We start from the raw sequence: 18338 nt of genomic DNA on the forward strand, positions 1-18338 counted from the left end.
CAGCATTAAACCAGAAGAGGTTCAGCAGGAATTGGTTGATTCTGACCAAATTTTAGGTTCGCAAGAAGATGTCTTCATATTCGTTAAGTCAGCTTGCGAGAAACTAAATTGTTCTCTCATTGATAAAAAAAAGGGTAAATGGCTGTTACCGTCGATTCCAGCATTTCTTCAATCTTCGCTCGGAGAAAAACCGTTATTACTCACTTTCGTCCATCCGGCGCCGGAAGGTATTGAATATATTGGACGCAATCACCCGTTAGTAGAAGCTTTAGCACGTCACATCCTCGAAGATGCTTTGGTTAATCAAGATAACCCCATTGCAGCAAGGTGTGGGTATACAGTTACTGACGCAGTGGAGAAACGCACGACATTATTGTTGGTCAGATTGCGTCATTTACTCCGAAGCACTAAAAATCAAACACTATTAGCAGAAGAATGCGCTGTGATTGGGTTTACAGGCGCCCCGTCTCAACCAAAATGGCTAGAACCAGAAATTGCGAACGAGTTACTCAAACAAGCTGAGGCAGTTAGCAATACTCCCAAAGAATTAAAACAAGAAGAAATCAGCGAATTACTCGAAGACATCAAGGTATTAGAGGGTGATTTGGAGGATTTTGCTGCTTTACGGTCACAAACACTTTCACAATCTCATCGTCGTGTGAGAACAATTACTAAAGAAGGAGCAATTCAAGTAAAACCCCAATTACCAATGGATATTTTAGGTATCTTCATCCTCCAACCCGGAAAACGCAAAACTTAATTTTTATTACGCACGAATGGTCAGTTGCCAAATCTGTAACTACTGGTTTGTGTCATTAATTTTGGGAGAATTTTTTTTACCACAGAGACGCAGAGTACACAGAGAGGAGAGTTAGAGAGATTTTAAATCGGCGCCAACACCACTTAAAAATACAAGCATTCTCGGCAGGCGCCGTTTGTAAACAGTAAAACCTATGAAACCTGACCTCATCAAAGGTACGAAATTTGGACAACCTGCGATTATTAATTGCTGCGAGTTTATTGATTCATGGAAATAAACCCAAACTAATCCAAAATGGTTGGGCACGACGACAAAGACAAAGAATAATTTATGATTTGGAGTATCAAATCATACTTTAAGTATTGCAATGTATTGAATTGGGTCAGATAATATATGTAATCTTTCAATATAGTGAATTAAATATTGTTTAAATAAGTATACAGAAAAAACTGTTTTATTTAAAACTGACAATTAATTAAACAATGCCAAGAAAAAAGAGACCAAGAGAACATATTATAGCCGACTTAAGTGTTAATTTCGTTGAAAGGTACATATTTTTGTGTGGTTATTCAGTAGAGCGTATTGAATATGATTATGGTTATGACTTACAAATATTTACTTATGATGAAAATGGAGAGATTGAAAATGGTCAAATATATGTACAGTTAAAAGCAACAAATTCTTTAATTAAGTTAGTAGATAATGAAACAGTAACTTTTAAGCTGACTCGCTCGGACTTGGAATTATGGTTAAATGAACCAATGCCATGCATCTTGATTATATATGATGCTCAGGCTCAGGAGGCTTACTGGTTATATTTACAGGCATACTTTGAGAACTTAGAAAAATTCGACTTACAACAACTTCGAGACAGCGTAGTAGTTCGTGTACCTAAAAAGAATATTATAAATCAAGAGGCTATCAAAAAATTTGCTACATTTAAGAATGATGTACTCAAGCAGCTAAAAGGGGTAATTCGTCATGATGATTAGAAATATTAAATTTGCAGAGCTGGAACAATTGCTATTGAGTATCGGTTTTGTGGAAGTACCGACAACTGGCTCGCATAAAGTCTACGAGTATTCACTACTCGGTACACTAGTTGTTTTGCCTGGTTATGAGCAACAAGCAAATGTAAGAACTATGCATTTAGTAGCTGTACGTAAGATATTAGACGAAAATGGCTTAATGGATAGGGATGTATTCACTAGTTTTTTAGAAAAAGTTGCTTCTTAGAATAAATCAATATTAATTTAATTTAATTTAATTTAGATTATATCATACGCTCTACTTGCGGCGCCAATATTTAAAATCTTGCTACTGGCTACCAAAAAATCTCTAACATTATCCAAAGTCGGATTTGAAGCTCTAGCAATAGGTGTTTGGCAAAATGATACATTAATACTTTAGAAGCATTAGCTAAATGAAATTCCAATATCTGAGGTTGAGGGTCTTAGACAGTTTCGCGTGCGGGTCTTGACGGCAACTGAGTAGAGGCACCGTGTGACATGTCATTATGTCATACGTTGTTGTAATGTTACTGATGGTGTTGACACTACTAGCCACTAAAAAAGTATAGCTGTTTAGTAGCCGTTCATATAAATTTATGTTAAAACCAGAAAATACTTAAGTAATATCACCGTAGCTAAGAGTGATGCAGAAGACATTTTATTTTTCTGCGGCTTTTTGCTGCCTTTCTATGCTCCTATGACCGATAGACTTGATATGCAAGCAGGGGAAACGTAGTGCGCTGACATTTACCAACCCCTTAAATTTAACTTTTATATAAATTACGCGCGGTGAATTATGAGTGTAGCAGGTGCAATAACAGCAATACAAATCGAAGGAAATCTACTCGCCTCCGATATGACTTCTCTGTTGGCAACAGGTAGTGTCAAAGGGCAACAATCAGAAGATTTCGGGCTAGCAAAAACTGATAAATTAGCCGATGAAATAGCTGTTGCCTGGGGTGACGGCAAAGCATACTGGGCAGCATTCCAGCGTAAACTTGCGCGACTCCAAGAGGACGACACAGCTACAACAATTACGCGCGAATGGGCAGTATCATTATTAGAAAGCCTAGGTTACAAGCCAACTCTTACCCGTCAAGCCGAAGAAGTTGATGGATTAACTTATGCTATTTCTCACCGCGCGGAACCAGGAGAAAACAAGCCACCCATTCATATCATTGGCTGTCGTCTCAAATTAGACCAGCGTCCACCAAGTGGTACACCTAGACTATCTGCACATGGTCTGGTACAAGAATATTTAAATAAGACAGAGCATTTGTGGGCTATAACTACAAATGGTTATCGTTGGCGCCTGTTACGCGACTCTTCGTTAATGACACGGTTATCGTATATAGAATTTGACTTAGAGCAAATCCTCAACAGCGAAAACTTTGCTGAATTTGGCTTATTTTATCGGCTTTTCCACCGTTCCCGCTTACCTGAAGGTGTGGATGATGCGGATAAGTGCTTGTTGGAATTTTATCATCAAGAAACACTACAACAAGGCGGACGAGTAAGGGATAAATTGCGCGATGGAGTAGAAGAAGCATTACGAATTTTTGGTAACGGATTTATTCAACATCCTGATAATCAAGAATTACGTCAAAAATTAGGATTAATTCCTCATTTTGAACCATCACTTACCAGCAAAGAATACTATAGTGAATTATTACGTTTAATCTACCGTTTATTATTTTTAATGGTAGCAGAGGGAAGAGAGTTATTATTAATAGGTGATGATGTAGAAAAAGCGCGAATTTATAGAGAGTATTATAGTGTTGAAAGGTTACGAAGATTGGCTGAGAAGCCTAGGTATCGACGTGAAGGATTTCAAGATTTATGGCAAGGTCTATGTGTTACATTCAAATTATTTGATGAAAACTGGCGTGGACAAGTATTAGGCTTATCACCTTTAAATGGTGCATTATTTGGTAGTAATACTTTACCTGATATAGATAAATGTGTGCTTGATAATTATGATTTGCTTCAAGCGATAAAATTTCTATCTTTATATGTAGATAAAAACGTATTACGACGAGTAAATTATGCAGCACTAGATGTAGAAGAACTGGGGAGCATTTACGAAAGCTTATTGGATTTTCAACCTCAAGTTAAACAGCGTCATGAAATATATGAATTTGCTTTAGTATATGGTAGCGAAAGGAAAACAACTGGTGCTTATTATACTCCACAGCAACTAGTAAACCAATTAATAAAAACTACTGTTGAACCAGTAATTGAAGAAAAGCTTCGTAATATAAACGATAAAAATCAATTAGAAAAAGCACTATTAAGTTTAAAGATAATAGATATTTCTTGCGGTTCTGGTCATTGCCTTTTAGCTGCCGCTCGTCGGATAAGTAAGGAATTAGCCCGTATTCGGACAGGAGAGTCAGAGCCAGGAAAAGAGCCTTTGAATCATGCAATTCGCGATGTAATTAGAAAGTGTATTTATGGTGTAGATATTAATCCTTTAGCAGTTGATTTATGTAAGGTTAGTTTATGGATTGAGGGTTTTTATAGAGGTTTACCACTCCATTTTTTGGATCACAGAATTAAATGCGGTAATTCTCTTATAGGTGTTTTAGAAATAAATTGCTTATATGGGGGAATTCCTGATGAAGCTTATAAAGCTGTAACTGGAGATAACAAGCAACTATCTATACAATTAAAAAAACGAAATAAAAAAGAAAAAGAAACAGATTTACAAGGACAATTATCAATCTTTAGTAATTTAGAACCTGAACGAGAACAATATGGTGAAATATGGCGTTCTCTCGATTATATAGATGAAGAAACACCAAATGGTGTAAGACAGAAAGAAATACAATATTTTACAAATCGTAAAAATTCAGGGTGGTGGCGAGATTATTCGGCTTGCAATTTATGGACTGCTGCTTTTTTTACCCCTTTAACTGATAATAATTTACAATTACTACCAACAACAGCAGTCTTAAGTCAATTACTACAAGGTAATTTATTATCAAAACAAATTGTAGATACTGCTAATAAGTTAGCTGAAGAGAAACATTTTTTTCATTGGCCTTTAGAATTTCCTGAAGTTTTTCAGGCTGGTGGGTTTGATTGTGTATTAGGAAATACACCTTGGGAAAGAATTAAATTACAGGAAAAAGAATTTTTCTCTCTTCGTGATGCAGACATTGCAAATGCTGTTAATAAAGCAGCACGAGAAAAATTAATAAAAAATTTGCCTGAAACTAATCCTATGCTTGCAAAACTTTGGGAAGATACAAAGCATTTTGTAGAAGCTCAAGCTAAATTCATACGTGAGTCAGGTAGATTTCCACTAACTGCTGTTGGTGATATTAATACTTATGCTGTCTTTGCTGAAACAGCAAGAAAACTCATTTCCTATAATGGTAGAGTCGGTATTTATGTTCCTACAGGAATTGCTACTGATGATACTTGTAAAAAGTTTTTTGGTGATTTAACACAGAAACAAGTTTTAGCAAGTTTGTATGATTTTGAAAATCGAGAAGGGTTATTTTCTGCTATAGACAGACAATTAAAATTTTCTTTAATCTCTATTACTGCTAAACCTATAAAATGTGGAAATTTTGCTTTTTTCTTGACGCAACCACGACAATTAGAAAATCCAAAGCGTCAGTTTAAATTATCATCGCGAGATATTGCATTACTCAATCCGAATACTCTTACTTGTCCTGTTTTTAGAACTCGTGCAGATACTGAATTGACAATAAAAATTTATCAGCACGTACCTGTTCTAGAAAATGAAAGCACTGGTTATAATCCTTGGTCTATTTCATTCATGCGAATGTTTGATATGGCAAATGATAGTGGGTTGTTTAAAAATGAAGGTGGTAATAATTTAGTTCCTCTTTATGAAGCCAAGATGTTTCACCAGTATGACCATCGTTGGGCAACTTATAATGATGTAAGTGAGATTCGTGACTTAACTGATACGGAAAAGATTGATACTAATTTATATGTTAAGCCACGTTATTGGATTGAAAAGGATAATGTAGAAAATACTTTAGGTGATAAATGGAAAAGAAATTGGTTTTTATGCTTCCGACGAACATCTAAAGCTGTAAATCAGCGTACATCTATTTTCAATATTCTGCCAAAAATTGCAGTTAATGATAAAGCTCCAATTATTATTAATAATAAATCAACTGTATTAAATGCTTGTTTGCTTGCTAATTGTAACAGCTTAGTTTTTGATTATAGCACACGACAAAAAATAGGTGGAGTCGATTTGAGTTTCTTTATTCTCAAACAGCTTCCAGTTCTCTCTCCCGAATCCTATACCCAAGAAGACATCAAGTTTATTGTCCCCCGCGTCCTCGAACTAGTCTACACTGCATGGGATATGCAACCCTTCGCCCAAGACATGGGATATAACGGCGAACCATTTATTTGGGACAGCAACCGACGCGCGCTATTAAGAGCAGATTTAGACGCATATTACGCCAAACTCTACGGACTTACGCGCGATGAGTTGCGATATATCCTTGACCCTGCGGATGTTTACGGCGCCGACTTTCCCAGCGAGACGTTCCGTGTATTAAAGAATAATGAAATTAAACAATTTGGCGAGTACAGGACACAAAGATTAGTTCTCGAAGCATGGGATAGAATGTTTGGCAAGAGGTGATTAAATAAAATAATTAAAATAATTTCTTTATGAAAGACGGGGGTCTTCGTCAGGAGGGTGAAACCCACCTTTGACCCAAAAATGTCGGGATTTTTGGATAAATTTGTCAGCGCGACGTTCATCATTTAAATCGAGACGGTTGCAAGTTGCACGACCAATAGATGTTACACCAATTATTTTCGTAGCATCTTCTGACCAAATAAAATGGTCAGACCACTTTTGACCACGAGGATTAAATAATGGTACTTCTTGTTGAGTCTCTGGGTCAGTGCCAATAATAAAATTATAATGACGTTCATTGCAGCGACGACAAGCCAATGCCAAATTATCAGCATCATCTGAACCACCCAAAGACTGTGGTTTAATATGGTCAATTGTAAGAGGAGACGTACTAAGAAATTCTGGATAACGACAATACTCACATCGATATGAACGCACGTTTGCGTACAAGTTCCTGAGTACTATTAGAAATTGTCATGACTGTGATGCATTTATAGCGTTTATGTAACTAAATATGGTATCTAATTCTCCTATAGCTTCTAGTTCGGTAGCTTCATCTGGTGTTAGAAGGTCAGCTTTTTTCTTATCGAGGAGTTCTTGCATACGTAAGCCTAATTCTTCTGTAAACTTGAATAAGTTGAAATTGTTAATTCTCTCAACTCGAATTCCCTCTGTTAGCCAAGACGAAGGCTTGATTACTACGCTGGTCATATATTTAGTACCTTTTCACTAGATGTTGCTCTTATTTTAGCAGTTGCACTTATAAATTACAAATTAAACAAATGTGACCACTATTAGTAACAGATACATTCCTAAACGAACTCCTAAACTGACCTCAAGCTATCAAGCTATCAGTAAAAAAGTTACCAAGGTTATAAAAGTTTTGGAAAAAGACCCTCCCAGAAAAGAAGGCGCCTGTTTTATGTAGGTTGTTCTCGTGCAATGCGCGCGTTGATGGTGTGCGGTTCTAAGTCAAATCCCTCAGAGTTTATTAATTCTCTGAGTAAAGACTATTGGACGATTAGAAACTAAATTAAACATATATGGCGCCTATATATCATCCCAGGTTTTCCCGTATGTTTTTACCGGATATTTAACCCAATATTCACGCAACCAATCTCGACCATGATTTTCCAAATACCAGTGAATACTACTTTCTGCCCAATCATAAGTCGATTCTATCCAACCATGTTTAACAGGATTGTAATGAATATAATTTAACGTTGTGTAATAATGCCGCTCAGAACGAATTGCCCTGTCGCTATAAGAACACCAAACTTTACCACTAGTATTTTCTTCAAGGTTCCATTGGCGTGCAAGAAGACCATGTATTAAGCGAAATGTTTTGCTCAATAGTTTAAATTCAACATTCTTCATTAGTAAATGATAATGATTAGGTAGAATAACCCATGCTAATATTTCAACTCCTTGGTTTATGAATTTATCAAATAGCTCGTTTAATAACTGTTGGCGCCGTTGTTCTGTGTTTATTCGAGGTTTATGCTCGTAACAAGTTGTTGTGATCAGGTAAAATTCGCTATTTTTTATAGGATGTGGTGGCGAATGCGGAGGAAATCCTTTTTTCAATCTTTCTTGGACAAGTGCGATTTTTTCTTCTTGGGAGAGTTTTCGATATTCGTACATTGATTTAGCCTCTGGTTTGGCGAAGAGCGCTTGTTTTATGTTTTTAAGTTAACCTTGATTTTTTGCAAATTTATTAAAATGTAGTTAACTTAGTAGTACGTTAGTAAAAATTCTCGTTAAATTTTTATGTGGATATTATCAGTAACAGATACATTTCTTAAAGAATTCCTAAAGTTACCCTAGGCTATAAGTAAAAAGTCACTAGGGGCAGGGTTGGGTTAAGCTTCTTAGTGTGCGTAAGAGTTTGAGATGCCAGGGTTTGGAATTTCCCTTTGTTGTCATTGTCGGTTTAGAAAAGGAAAATATTCTTTGTATCAATAAAAACCTGCTATATGATGAAATTACAGTTATAATTAATGAGCAACGGCGCCTGTTTTATGTGGGTTGTTCCGGGAGCAATGCGTGGGTTAATGGTATACGGTTCAATAAATTATGAGAATTTTAGTAAATTTACAAGAGTTATTATCACAACCTGAAAGCGCTATTACACCTGTAAGTACTTTAATAGGTCAAGGTTTTGCGATACTTAATTGCACTAACGTTGATTCTGTTAAGCTGGAATTATTGGATTTAATATTTAGTAATGTTCCTCAAGATTGGGACTTTATACAAATTGCAGAGGTTATTGATTCTTCTACATTAACAGATTCTTTTGCTACTCAATTATCAAATTATATTGACAATCGTTTAGGACGAGTAACTCCATTACCTGTTCATAGTTCTACGCCGTCTACTTCCCAATTTTTAGATATATTTCAATTTCGTAATGAAGTAATTGGTGACTATCGTCAATATATTGAAAGCTTTTTAAAAATACGCGACCCTAAAGTAAAAGAATTTGTAGACAACGAGTTGGATAAAGGGCAACTTTGGACTGACCCGTTAGTACAATTAAACCCTAAATATAAAACTGGCGCCACTGTCACTGAGCTAGTACAACAAAATATTCTCCATCCAGATTGTGTTAAGTACTTCGGTACCAAAAATGGTGTACCTTTTACTTTTCACTATCACCAAAAGCAAGCATTTGAAGCTGCTAGGCGCCAAGAACATTATATAGTTACGACGGGGACTGGTTCGGGTAAGAGCTTGACTTACGTTGTCCCCATTATTAATGATTTACTCTATAATCCCGGAATTAATGGGGTTAGGGCAATTTTGGTTTATCCGATGAATGCTTTGATTAACTCCCAGGAACAAGAGTTGCGGAAGTTCCTTGATAATGTTTCTAATACCCATATCCGTGTAGAGAAGTATACGGGTCAGGAATCTCCTGAGCAAAAAAACTATATTCAAAATAATCCTCCGCATATTTTGCTGACAAATTATGTGATGTTGGAGTTGATGCTGACGCGCGCGCATGAGGATGTGTTGGTGAGTTCGCCAAACCTGAAGTTTTTGGTGCTTGATGAGTTACATACTTACCGGGGTAGGCAGGGTGCTGATGTCTCGATATTAATTCGCAAGCTTCGTCAACGTTGTCAGGGAAGTCAGGAATTATTATGTATTGGTACTAGTGCTACGATGGCCTCGAAGGGTACTCGTATTGAACGGCGCTCCATTGTTGCTCTTGTGGCTAGTAAGTTGTTTGGGGTGGAGATTGGGGTTAATAATGTTATTGATGAAACTCTCGAACCTTCGATACAACGTTCTGAACCAACTGTTGAGGAATTGCGTTTTGGTTTGGAACATGGTTTGCCTGACCCATCGGAACGTACTTTGGAGGAGTTTCAAAAACATCCTTTGGCGCCTTGGATAGAGATGAATTTTGGTTTGGTGCGGGAGGTTGTTGGGAAGGATAATAGTTCTACTGGGGATGTGGTTGATTTGGCGCCGGGTGGTAGGAAGTTGGCGGCGGATGCGGGTGGTGTTTATAGTATATCTAGGAAGCAGTCTGTTAATTATTTGCGGCGCCAACCGATTAGTTTGGAAGAAGGTGCGGAAAAATTGGCACGTAGTTGTGCTTCTGCACAAACCAATGAAGATGCGCTGCAAACTAATGAAGATGCGCTGCAAACCAATGAAGATGCGCTGAAGCGCTACTACGAACAATCCTTAAATATTCTTAAACAAATGTTTCTGTGGGGGAGTAAAACTAAGGGGTTGGCGTTTCGTTTGCACCAGTTTGTTTCTCAGGGGGGTAGTGTTTATGCCACTATTGAACCCCATGACGCGCGGACTTTAACATTAGACGGTCAATATACTACGACTAATAACCGCTTGCTGTTTCCTTTGGTGTTTTGTCGGGAATGTGGGCATGATTATTATGTGGTGCGGTACGATGCTAATAATCATACTGTGGCGCCTCAATTACCAACTATGTTGGAAGTACCCGCTGATGATGATAATGTTCAAGATGGTTATTTGAGTCTTGATGAAACCGGGCTTTGGGATTATAACGATGAGGAACGACTTCCTGATACTTGGTTCCGGGAAACTAAGAAACAGGGACGGGTGGTTAAGAAGGAATATGAAAAGTTTATTCCCCGCAAAATTTATGTGCTTGGAAATGGCGCCGTTTCTACTTCTTCCTTAGAAGGTACACCATGCTGGTTTATTCCTAAACCTTTCCGCACTTGTTTGAATTGCGGTGTTGTCCATGATGGCAAGAAAAAGGAGTTTGCTAAATTATCGCGTTTGAGTAGCGAAGGACGAAGCACGGCAACTACTTTATTAAGTCTTTCTACAGTTAACCGTCTCAAACAATTCTATACTGGTGAAAAAGCTAACGCTGCTAAGATTCTCAGTTTTACCGATAACCGTCAAGACGCCTCTCTACAAGCTGGACATTTTAACGATTTTGTGCAAACAAGTTTTCTTCGTGCTGCTTTAAACCGCGCTATTCAAGAAAACCAAGAATTAACCCATAAGCAACTGGCAACAATGGTAGTGCAATATATGGGTTTATCGCAGTCAGACTATGCTTCTACACCTGCTGATGTGGGTGTTGGTAAACGTAATAACGAAAATGCATTTCGAGATTTAATTGAATATCGTCTTTATGAAGACTTGCGACGGGGATGGCGAATTGTACAGCCAAATTTAGAGCAGTGTGGGTTACTGACTATTAAATATATGGAACTGGAGTCAGTTTGTCAAAATGATAAAATTTGGCAAAAATACCGTCATCCAGTTTTACTTCAAGCGACACCTACACATCGCTACAATGCAGCAAAAACCTTTCTCGACCAGTTGCGGAAGGAACTAGCTATTGATGCCCAGATTTTACAACCTGATGGTATCGACCAGTTACGCCGTGAAGTTACCCAAGCCCTTAAAGAACCTTGGAAAGTTGAGAAATACGAATACCTACATAGTGCTAAGTGGGCAACTACCGATAGCAAAAATGATAGATATAACCTCCAAAGTACTATTAAATTAACAGCCCGAAGTAAGATAGGTAGATTTCTGCGCTCTCCTAGAGCCTGGGATTGGTTATTGCAACCCTTGACCGAGGCACAGTATGATGAATTAATTGCAGCGTTAATTGGTGTATTGAAAGATGCAGGTTATTTGTACGACCAACCACAGGGAGTACAACTTAAAATAAATGCTCTAGCTTGGATTGCTTCTCAACTCGAACAAATACCCGTAGACCCCCTAACATCGCGACGCTTACAAGGTGATGAAAATACTCACACCCCCATTAATAGCTTTTTCCAAAACTTTTATCAAAACAACGCCCACACGATAAAATCAATGGAGGGACGGGAGCATACCGGACAGGTGAGCAACCAAGACCGTCAACAACGGGAAGATGATTTCCGCAACGGTGAACTCGCAGCTTTGTTCTGTTCCCCCACAATGGAACTAGGTATAGATATTTCTGACCTTAGCGTTGTTCATATGCGGAATGTACCCCCCAGTCCCGCCAACTATGCCCAACGTAGCGGACGCGCGGGGAGAAGTGGTCAGGAAGCACTAGTATTTACTTATGCCTCAATTGGTAGCGGTCATGACCAGTATTTCTTCAAACGTCAAAATCAAATGGTTGCTGGAGTTGTTGCGGCGCCTAAACTCGAACTTGCCAACCAAGATTTAATTAAATCGCATATATATTCAGTTTGGTTAGCACGTACTGGAATGCAGTTTGGCGAAGCAATGAACCAAATACTCGACTTAGATTTAGATGGCTACCCTCTTAAAGACAGCGTTCGCACTCAACTAACTTTGACACAAAAGCAGCTAGACGAGTGTTTAGAAGCGATTAAATCAATACTAGAAGATAAATTTTGTACCCATGACCTCAAAAAAGTATCTTGGTATTCAACTGATTGGTTAAAATTCACACTCGACAACGCCATAGAAGCATTTGATCGCGCTTGCAAGCGTTGGCGCCAACTTTATAGTGATGCATGTGAACAACTGAAAAAATCACGGTTTATTATCGACCGTTCCGCGCGCGGGGATACTACCCAAGAAGAGCGGGACAAAGCTAACGCACAAGAAAAAGAAGCGCAACGCCAAATTGATTTACTTGTTGGTAACTTGCAAACCAAAAACAAAACTCAATTTGAATTTTACCCGTACCGTTACTTTGCCGCCGAAGGATTTTTACCAGGGTTTAACTTCCCTCGTCTTCCTATCCGTGCTTATATCCGCACCAGTCCTGACAGTGGCGAATTTATCTCTCGTCCCCGTAGCGTCGCTTTACGTGAATTTGCACCCAACAACATTGTTTACTATGAAGGTAGTAAGTTCATGGTGACAAAAACCAAAATAGCCGTTGGTGGTATTGAAAACGAATATAACCGAGTTAGCGTCTGCTTTAACTGCGGCTACTTCCATCAAAGCGATGACCAAGATATTTGTGATAACTGTGGCGCCCAAATTAAACCTGATAATTACGGAAACATCGCTAAAATTAGTCGCTTGCTACCAATGGAAACAGCAATAACCCAAAGACGCGAGCGTATTACCTGCGACGAAGAAGAACGTCTCAAATATGGGTACAATATAACCACTCACTACCGCTATAGTGAGCAAAAACGTAAAACTGCAATTGTCCAAACCTCAAGCGGGCAATCATTCTTACGTTTAACCTACAGCGCAACAGCAAAACTGTGGCGAATTAATCGTGGTTTGCGGAAAAATAGAGACGAACGCGGATTTAAACTTGACATCAAAACTGGAGAATGGGGAGATAACTCCAATCATCAATCTCCTGAAAATATCCACACCGAAGTCCACATTTTAGTTGAAGACACCAGCAATATTTTACTGGTAGAACCTATTGGTATAGAAGGCGAAAACAGCGAAGCATTAATTACAACATTCCAATACGTATTAGAAACAGCCATCCAAGCTGTATATAAACTTGAACCCGACGAACTAGACTCAGAACGCTTGGGACAAGGTAAATATCTACTCTTCTGGGAAGCTGCCGAAGGTGGCGCCGGTGTACTTTCCCAACTACTCGAACAACCCGACGCATTCCAAAAAATCGCCGATGCAGCTTTAGATATTTGCCATTTCAAAGAACCCAAAGATAATTGCATTCAAGCTTGCTATGAATGTTTACTATCTTACCGCAATCAATTTGACCACTCCCTAATAAATCGCCATCTAATCAAACCTTGGCTTAATGAATTGCTTCAAAGCAACGTCCTAAATGAAATTGAAGAAACATCTCGCAACGAGCAGTATCAAAAATTACTCGCGCAAACCGACCCAAATTCTGAATTTGAAAGGATAGTATTAACCGAGATATATCAGCGCGGGTATAAATTACCCGATGCCACACAAGAACTTATACCATCCGCAAACAGCAAACCAGATTTTCTCTACTTTGAAGACAAAATAGCAATCTTCTGCGATGGTTCAGTACACAACAGTCCAGAGAAAAAAAAGCAAGACAAAATCGAGCGCGACAATCTCAAATACAACACAGGTTATAGGGTTTTAACGCTAAAATATGACGAAAATTGGATGAGTAAATTGAGCGCGTTGCCTTAGACATGAGAAAGTGCATAGTAGAAGACGTTATTGCGGCGCCTATATCCTACATAACCCAAATTATCGAGGCGCCGTATATCTATATTCAATCATCATCGTCACCAGGGCGCCAGCTTGAATAGCTTCTTGGTTTTGTTCATAAATTTCCACTTTGGAAGTGTTTTTAAAAAGGTAAAAACAAGTATTTCACTAACATAAGCTGATTTTTCCGGCTTACGCCGTAGAGCGGCATGAACGCCATTGGTACGCATGTATGATTCAGCAAATTAGCGTTGAGCAAACTTTTATTACAAATCTAGAGAAATTCCTGAGTAAAGCTGACAAATTTATCAAGGTTTACTATGCAGGCGCCAGCGATAAAGAGCATGTTCAGGAAATAATGTCCGAGGTAAAAGCGCTGGCATCAGATGTGGATTTAGAACAATTAGAACTTGAATACCAATTGTACTGCGATAAAAAAGACTTGATGGCTGACTGCGATGAAAAAGTTTGGTGGTAAGTAAACTGCACGTAATAAGGCTTACGCCAAGGAATGCGAATGAATAATTAGGAATTTGGAATATGACGAAGCAAAAATCTACTATCCCATCCTTCCAACCAATTGATAGTTCGATTTTAGGTGATTACGCTGTTGTTGATTATCAAGTGCGCGTGTACTCAAAAGTATACTATGCTATTCGCGAACTGTCTGGACTTATAGCAAAGCGCTCTCTATCTGAAGCATTTGATTGGAATGATTTTAAAGAGCGGTTTTCTCATGATTTCGGCAAAGTTCAAGAAAAACGCTTCTCTCTACAACAGTTGCTTGAATATGCTAACCGTAAGTTTGGTAAAACCTTAGAGGATTTGCTATTGCTAAACCAACTTTCTTGGCAACGTAGACAGAAGTACGCAGAAATAGCAAAACTCAACTCTCGTTCAAGGGTAATTTAGGAAGACGAATTCTTCTAAATCCCGTCTGACGGCTAACAACCTAATACTGATGTTTAAAAGGGTGATAAATACAAGCTTTATCACCCTTTTTGCAATCCGAAGCGCATGTTCAAATAACCGCTTCAAGCTTTCTAAAACACTAATATCTGAGCATTGTAACACAATATGTTAGAGAATGGTTACATCGTTTGGGAGGGAGCATCTCTACTTGATAATTCTCCCATATTTCTTGTACTTACAGGTTTCGTTTTCCCTACATCAAACCGCAGGACAGGAAGGCAAATCCAAAGTTGGATACTACAGCAAGATTTTACTCCAACAAAAGCAGCGAAAGAAGGATTAGATCAAGGCGTGTGTGGTAATTGTAGCTTGAGAATGAGCCAAACAGGTGCTTGCTACGTCTCTTTGCTTCCAGTGAATAACGTATATCATAAGTATACAAGGAGAGCTTACCCAAAATTCGGCGCCAACGAAATGGCAATGTTAAAGCATTACCGCTACCCAATTAGAATTGGTTCATACGGAGACCCTACAGCAGTACCGTTTGAAGTGTGGGAACCAATAATCTCAGCATCGAAAAGGTGGACAGGGTTTACTCACCAATGGTCGCACTGTGATTCTCGTTGGAAGAAGTATTTAATGGCATCAGTTCACAGTTCTTCTGAAGCGCGCGTTGCCCAAAATCAAGGTTGGAGAACTTTTAGAATAATCGCCCCTAATGCTCCTTTAAGTGAAAACGAAATTCTCTGTCGTCACACCGAAGATGACAGGGTGCAATGTGACTCATGCGGGTTATGCAACGGCGCCTCATCGAAGCCAAATATTGCTGACCCCGTTCATGGCTTAAACTGGAAAGTATCTAATTTCATGAAGTATTTAAATCAGCAATAGTTTAGATGCTTACACTCATTTGACGCTTCTGGAAAATTTGCCAGGAGCGTTAAGTTGCCATAAAGAACGGTGATTAAAATACATGTGGTAGAACACAAACGGCGCCGTAATACTCGCATACACTCCACTCAATACATCTGTATGGTTTGAATATAGTTTTAACGCAATCAAGCGATAATATGGGTATTAAAAATCCTTATTAAACCGCTACTCATTTGCTAGTTAAATAGGCTCAAAGCGCAGATTTAAATGCTATAATAAATATATAAAATTACACGACTTCCATGAATCCAACCATCAATCATGATACTAGTCATATGCTAATTTTTTAAACTATCACGATTCCGGAAAATTTCCCTCTTCGTCTTAAGATTACCCGCATAAAAACAAACAAATTCAAGCTAGCTCCCGGCATGTATCGAAGATAAATATGTAAACGCTTGTTTTAATTTGTGCTGCTATAAAAGATATTTTCAGGCTCACGCCTGGATTAAAAGTGAATACTGTTGTCTACACTATCACACAAAAATATGAACAATATCACAATTCATTTTTCTCATTTTCGCGCTCAATCTCCAAAGTATACATTCAATTCGCGCGTTGCCATGAGAAGTAACTGTGAAGAAAGTAAATGGGCTATTGGTCGAGTTACTGGATTACGTCTTGATGACGATAATATCTGGAATTATACCATAGTCTTCGATTACCCGCTTGGTTATTGTGATGAATTAACTGAGTCAGAATTAGCTGCGGAAAGTGAATTCGCTTGCGTTTCCTAAACTATTTATAATTTCTAAAATATAAAGCCACTAGTTTAACAATTGCTAGTAGCTTTTTTTTTTCGGCTTACGCCTTATGAGGTAATGAAACCATATTTAGAGGTTTAAGCCATGAAAAGTGCTGAAGAAATAATCGCAGAACTAAAAAAGTTTAGTGGTTCATGTGTTCTGTATAAGCATTGGTTAAATATCCGGTATACCGAAGGCATCAAGCATTTAGCTGAAACAACACAAAGTTTTTGGCTAATTGACGCAATTGCTTCACACCAAACTCAACAATTGTTATCAAATCCGTATCTGGAAGAACTTCAGATTTGGCGCCTGATAGTTCAAGAAAAATCAGGCATCTTAATTTGTGAGTGGGATACTGATAAAGAAGTGTTAAGACAGGATATTCCTTACACTGACTTTCCATTGCCTACTATCAAACTTTACCTAGCTCAGAAAGTGTTGATGCTGCCAACCGAATACTGATGTCAAGAATAGCAGCCATAAACAAAAGCTATTGTAGAGTACAGAATCATGAATAATAATGGCTTTATTCAGCTATCGCTCAACTTTTCTGTAATTAAAAATGGTACGAAGGTTCGTATTGATGGATACGACTGCCATCAACTGCTCGATTTGACGAACTGTGTTGGGGTAGTTTATTTTTATAGCCAATCAACAGGCGATTATCTCGTATACTTTCCAGGTAAAAAAGGAATTGTTCCAGATACAAAGTTAATACTCAGATATCGGCGCCAGCAACTAGAAATTGTTCAGGAGCGTAAAAAATAGCTCTTGATACGATTAAGGCTAATTATAAAGCATTTACAAAGCTTAAAAACATAATTGATTTGCTCACAGTAAAAAGCATTTCTTTTTACTCATAGGCTCACGCCTCAAGAAGTAATGGAAATACGGTAACGGGGGATTGATTATGTTTATATCCTGTAGAACACAATCTGGAACACTACATTCACATGAAATAAGCTCCATAGAACGTCTGACTGAATTTTTAAATTTTTATCAAGCTCTGGACTACGAGTTACAAATCAATCAAAATCAGTATCATTTACTGCAAACAGGAAGATGCGGGAAAAAAGAGTTTCCAAAAATTGTATTGCAAAAAAGCGGTTATGCTCTGACTACCGAACTGACTTTAACTCAAATATCTGACCTTGAATACTTTTTAATGCAACACCCTGCGAACACTTACCAATTGGAAATTGATACTGGAATTTACCAATTGTCAAAACAATTGCCTTAACTGTACGGCGCCTGTAACGCACGGGTCTTAAATACTGAGTATCAACCATGAAAAACACTCAGTATTTTAATCCTTTTTCTTTCTTGTCCTTATTTGCAACGGTAATATAATATGGCACTCGTTTTAACACACCCGCAATTTCGTGTAATAGTTCATGCACAAACTGGAGCTATTAGCGCACGTATTTACTTTCCTGCACTATTTCTAGCTGAGTTTTACAGTATCATAATTAGCTGGTTACAACGTCAGGAAATAGTTTTTGACTATAAAGACTTAAAAATGTACTCAGATGGTTCTTTCCGTATATATTTCAGCACACCGTTGTCTCCAAAAGCCGAATATGAAAGATTAATAGGAATGCTTGAAGAACAATCACGAGAAAGTTTGAGCTAGGCAAGTGGAAATAAGGATAAAATAAATCAATCTCGTAATCGCGGAAAAAGCTAAATATTAAACTGGTGAATTAATTTGAAAA

18 protein-coding genes are annotated in these 18338 nt (G+C 38.1%); 14 read left to right on the forward strand and 4 right to left on the reverse strand.

Going from position 1 to position 18338, the window contains the following annotated elements:
- Positions 1 to 760, forward strand: a 760-nt coding sequence (locus tag DSM106972_RS54105) for a DUF8741 domain-containing protein (RefSeq protein WP_524536093.1), incomplete at its 5' end; no start/stop codon positions are given.
- A 111-nt stretch (positions 761 to 871) separates the two neighbouring features.
- Here the strand turns inward: DSM106972_RS54105 and DSM106972_RS34130 are convergent.
- The gene (locus DSM106972_RS34130) at positions 872 to 1066 is read right to left on the reverse strand and encodes a hypothetical protein (protein ID WP_127084858.1); all 195 of its coding nucleotides are present in this window, start codon (positions 1064 to 1066) and stop codon (positions 872 to 874) included.
- A 176-nt stretch (positions 1067 to 1242) separates the two neighbouring features.
- Between DSM106972_RS34130 and DSM106972_RS34135 the strand changes: the two genes are divergently transcribed.
- The 3 genes from DSM106972_RS34135 (at position 1243) to DSM106972_RS34145 (ending at position 6409) form a co-directional block, all read left to right on the forward strand.
- Complete coding sequence (locus DSM106972_RS34135) at positions 1243 to 1752, forward strand: DUF4365 domain-containing protein (RefSeq protein ID WP_127084859.1); 510 nt, start codon at positions 1243 to 1245, stop codon at positions 1750 to 1752.
- The gene (locus DSM106972_RS34140; RefSeq protein WP_233787945.1) at positions 1742 to 1996 is read left to right on the forward strand and encodes a type II toxin-antitoxin system HicA family toxin; all 255 of its coding nucleotides are present in this window, start codon (positions 1742 to 1744) and stop codon (positions 1994 to 1996) included. The genes DSM106972_RS34135 and DSM106972_RS34140 overlap by 11 nt, the downstream gene beginning before the upstream one ends.
- Before the next feature lie 570 nt (positions 1997 to 2566).
- Positions 2567 to 6409 carry an Eco57I restriction-modification methylase domain-containing protein gene (locus DSM106972_RS34145; protein WP_170213623.1) on the forward strand — a complete coding sequence of 1281 codons (3843 nt, stop codon included), beginning with the start codon at positions 2567 to 2569 and terminating at the stop codon, positions 6407 to 6409.
- A gap of 27 nt (positions 6410 to 6436) precedes the next feature.
- Here DSM106972_RS34145 and DSM106972_RS34150 read toward each other — a convergent pair whose 3' ends face one another.
- Both DSM106972_RS34150 and DSM106972_RS34155 read right to left on the reverse strand, forming a co-directional pair.
- A complete protein-coding gene (locus tag DSM106972_RS34150; RefSeq protein ID WP_325052243.1) occupies positions 6437 to 6859 on the reverse strand; it encodes an HNH endonuclease in 423 nt (140 codons plus the stop codon).
- A 24-nt stretch (positions 6860 to 6883) separates the two neighbouring features.
- Positions 6884 to 7120 carry a hypothetical protein gene (locus tag DSM106972_RS34155; RefSeq protein WP_127084861.1) on the reverse strand — a complete coding sequence of 79 codons (237 nt, stop codon included), beginning with the start codon at positions 7118 to 7120 and terminating at the stop codon, positions 6884 to 6886.
- A gap of 73 nt (positions 7121 to 7193) precedes the next feature.
- On the opposite strand from DSM106972_RS34155, the gene DSM106972_RS54110 reads away from it, so the two are divergent.
- Entirely contained in the window at positions 7194 to 7337 is a 144-nt protein-coding gene (locus tag DSM106972_RS54110; protein ID WP_233787946.1) for a hypothetical protein, read from the forward strand.
- Between the two features lie 122 nt (positions 7338 to 7459).
- Here the strand turns inward: DSM106972_RS54110 and DSM106972_RS34160 are convergent, their stop codons facing one another.
- Positions 7460 to 8053, reverse strand: a complete 594-nt coding sequence (locus DSM106972_RS34160; RefSeq protein ID WP_127084862.1) for an REP-associated tyrosine transposase — start codon at positions 8051 to 8053, stop codon at positions 7460 to 7462.
- A 432-nt stretch (positions 8054 to 8485) separates the two neighbouring features.
- Here DSM106972_RS34160 and DSM106972_RS34165 point away from each other — a divergent pair, with 432 nt between their 5' ends.
- The 9 genes from DSM106972_RS34165 (at position 8486) to DSM106972_RS34205 (ending at position 18256) form a co-directional block, all read left to right on the forward strand.
- On the forward strand, positions 8486 to 14008 hold the full coding sequence (locus DSM106972_RS34165) for a DEAD/DEAH box helicase (RefSeq protein ID WP_127084863.1): 5523 nt from the start codon (positions 8486 to 8488) through the stop codon (positions 14006 to 14008).
- A 253-nt stretch (positions 14009 to 14261) separates the two neighbouring features.
- Positions 14262 to 14507 carry a Pb-reticulocyte-binding protein gene (locus tag DSM106972_RS34170; protein WP_127084864.1) on the forward strand — a complete coding sequence of 82 codons (246 nt, stop codon included), beginning with the start codon at positions 14262 to 14264 and terminating at the stop codon, positions 14505 to 14507.
- Between the two features lie 62 nt (positions 14508 to 14569).
- A complete protein-coding gene (locus DSM106972_RS34175) occupies positions 14570 to 14941 on the forward strand; it encodes a hypothetical protein (protein WP_127084865.1) in 372 nt (123 codons plus the stop codon).
- Between the two features lie 165 nt (positions 14942 to 15106).
- A complete protein-coding gene (locus tag DSM106972_RS34180; protein ID WP_127084866.1) occupies positions 15107 to 15832 on the forward strand; it encodes a hypothetical protein in 726 nt (241 codons plus the stop codon).
- A gap of 530 nt (positions 15833 to 16362) precedes the next feature.
- Entirely contained in the window at positions 16363 to 16611 is a 249-nt protein-coding gene (locus DSM106972_RS34185; RefSeq protein ID WP_127084867.1) for a hypothetical protein, read from the forward strand.
- Positions 16612 to 16722: 111 nt separating this feature from the next.
- A complete protein-coding gene (locus tag DSM106972_RS34190) occupies positions 16723 to 17085 on the forward strand; it encodes a DUF6876 family protein (RefSeq protein ID WP_127084868.1) in 363 nt (120 codons plus the stop codon).
- 48 nt (positions 17086 to 17133) lie between these two features.
- Entirely contained in the window at positions 17134 to 17391 is a 258-nt protein-coding gene (locus tag DSM106972_RS34195; protein ID WP_127084869.1) for a hypothetical protein, read from the forward strand.
- A 142-nt stretch (positions 17392 to 17533) separates the two neighbouring features.
- On the forward strand, positions 17534 to 17863 hold the full coding sequence (locus tag DSM106972_RS34200; RefSeq protein WP_127084870.1) for a hypothetical protein: 330 nt from the start codon (positions 17534 to 17536) through the stop codon (positions 17861 to 17863).
- Between the two features lie 111 nt (positions 17864 to 17974).
- Complete coding sequence (locus DSM106972_RS34205; protein WP_127084871.1) at positions 17975 to 18256, forward strand: hypothetical protein; 282 nt, start codon at positions 17975 to 17977, stop codon at positions 18254 to 18256.
- Positions 18257 to 18338: the final 82 nt, after the last annotated feature.

Source organism: Dulcicalothrix desertica PCC 7102 (assembly GCF_003991905.1).
GTDB lineage: Bacteria > Cyanobacteriota > Cyanobacteriia > Cyanobacteriales > Nostocaceae > Dulcicalothrix > Dulcicalothrix desertica.

Coding starts and splice junctions, on each gene's coding strand:
- DSM106972_RS34135 (WP_127084859.1), top strand. CDS start 1,243: ATGCCAAGAAAAAAGAGACCAAGAGAACATATTATAGCCGACTTAAGT.
- DSM106972_RS34165 (WP_127084863.1), top strand. CDS start 8,486: ATGAGAATTTTAGTAAATTTACAAGAGTTATTATCACAACCTGAAAGC.
- DSM106972_RS34185 (WP_127084867.1), top strand. CDS start 16,363: ATGAACAATATCACAATTCATTTTTCTCATTTTCGCGCTCAATCTCCA.
- DSM106972_RS34190 (WP_127084868.1), top strand. CDS start 16,723: ATGAAAAGTGCTGAAGAAATAATCGCAGAACTAAAAAAGTTTAGTGGT.
- DSM106972_RS34175 (WP_127084865.1), top strand. CDS start 14,570: ATGACGAAGCAAAAATCTACTATCCCATCCTTCCAACCAATTGATAGT.
- DSM106972_RS34180 (WP_127084866.1), top strand. CDS start 15,107: ATGTTAGAGAATGGTTACATCGTTTGGGAGGGAGCATCTCTACTTGAT.
- DSM106972_RS34195 (WP_127084869.1), top strand. CDS start 17,134: ATGAATAATAATGGCTTTATTCAGCTATCGCTCAACTTTTCTGTAATT.
- DSM106972_RS34170 (WP_127084864.1), top strand. CDS start 14,262: ATGATTCAGCAAATTAGCGTTGAGCAAACTTTTATTACAAATCTAGAG.
- DSM106972_RS34140 (WP_233787945.1), top strand. CDS start 1,742: ATGATGATTAGAAATATTAAATTTGCAGAGCTGGAACAATTGCTATTG.
- DSM106972_RS34145 (WP_170213623.1), top strand. CDS start 2,567: ATGAGTGTAGCAGGTGCAATAACAGCAATACAAATCGAAGGAAATCTA.
- DSM106972_RS34160 (WP_127084862.1), bottom strand. CDS start 8,053: ATGTACGAATATCGAAAACTCTCCCAAGAAGAAAAAATCGCACTTGTC.
- DSM106972_RS34205 (WP_127084871.1), top strand. CDS start 17,975: ATGGCACTCGTTTTAACACACCCGCAATTTCGTGTAATAGTTCATGCA.
- DSM106972_RS34155 (WP_127084861.1), bottom strand. CDS start 7,120: ATGACCAGCGTAGTAATCAAGCCTTCGTCTTGGCTAACAGAGGGAATT.
- DSM106972_RS34200 (WP_127084870.1), top strand. CDS start 17,534: ATGTTTATATCCTGTAGAACACAATCTGGAACACTACATTCACATGAA.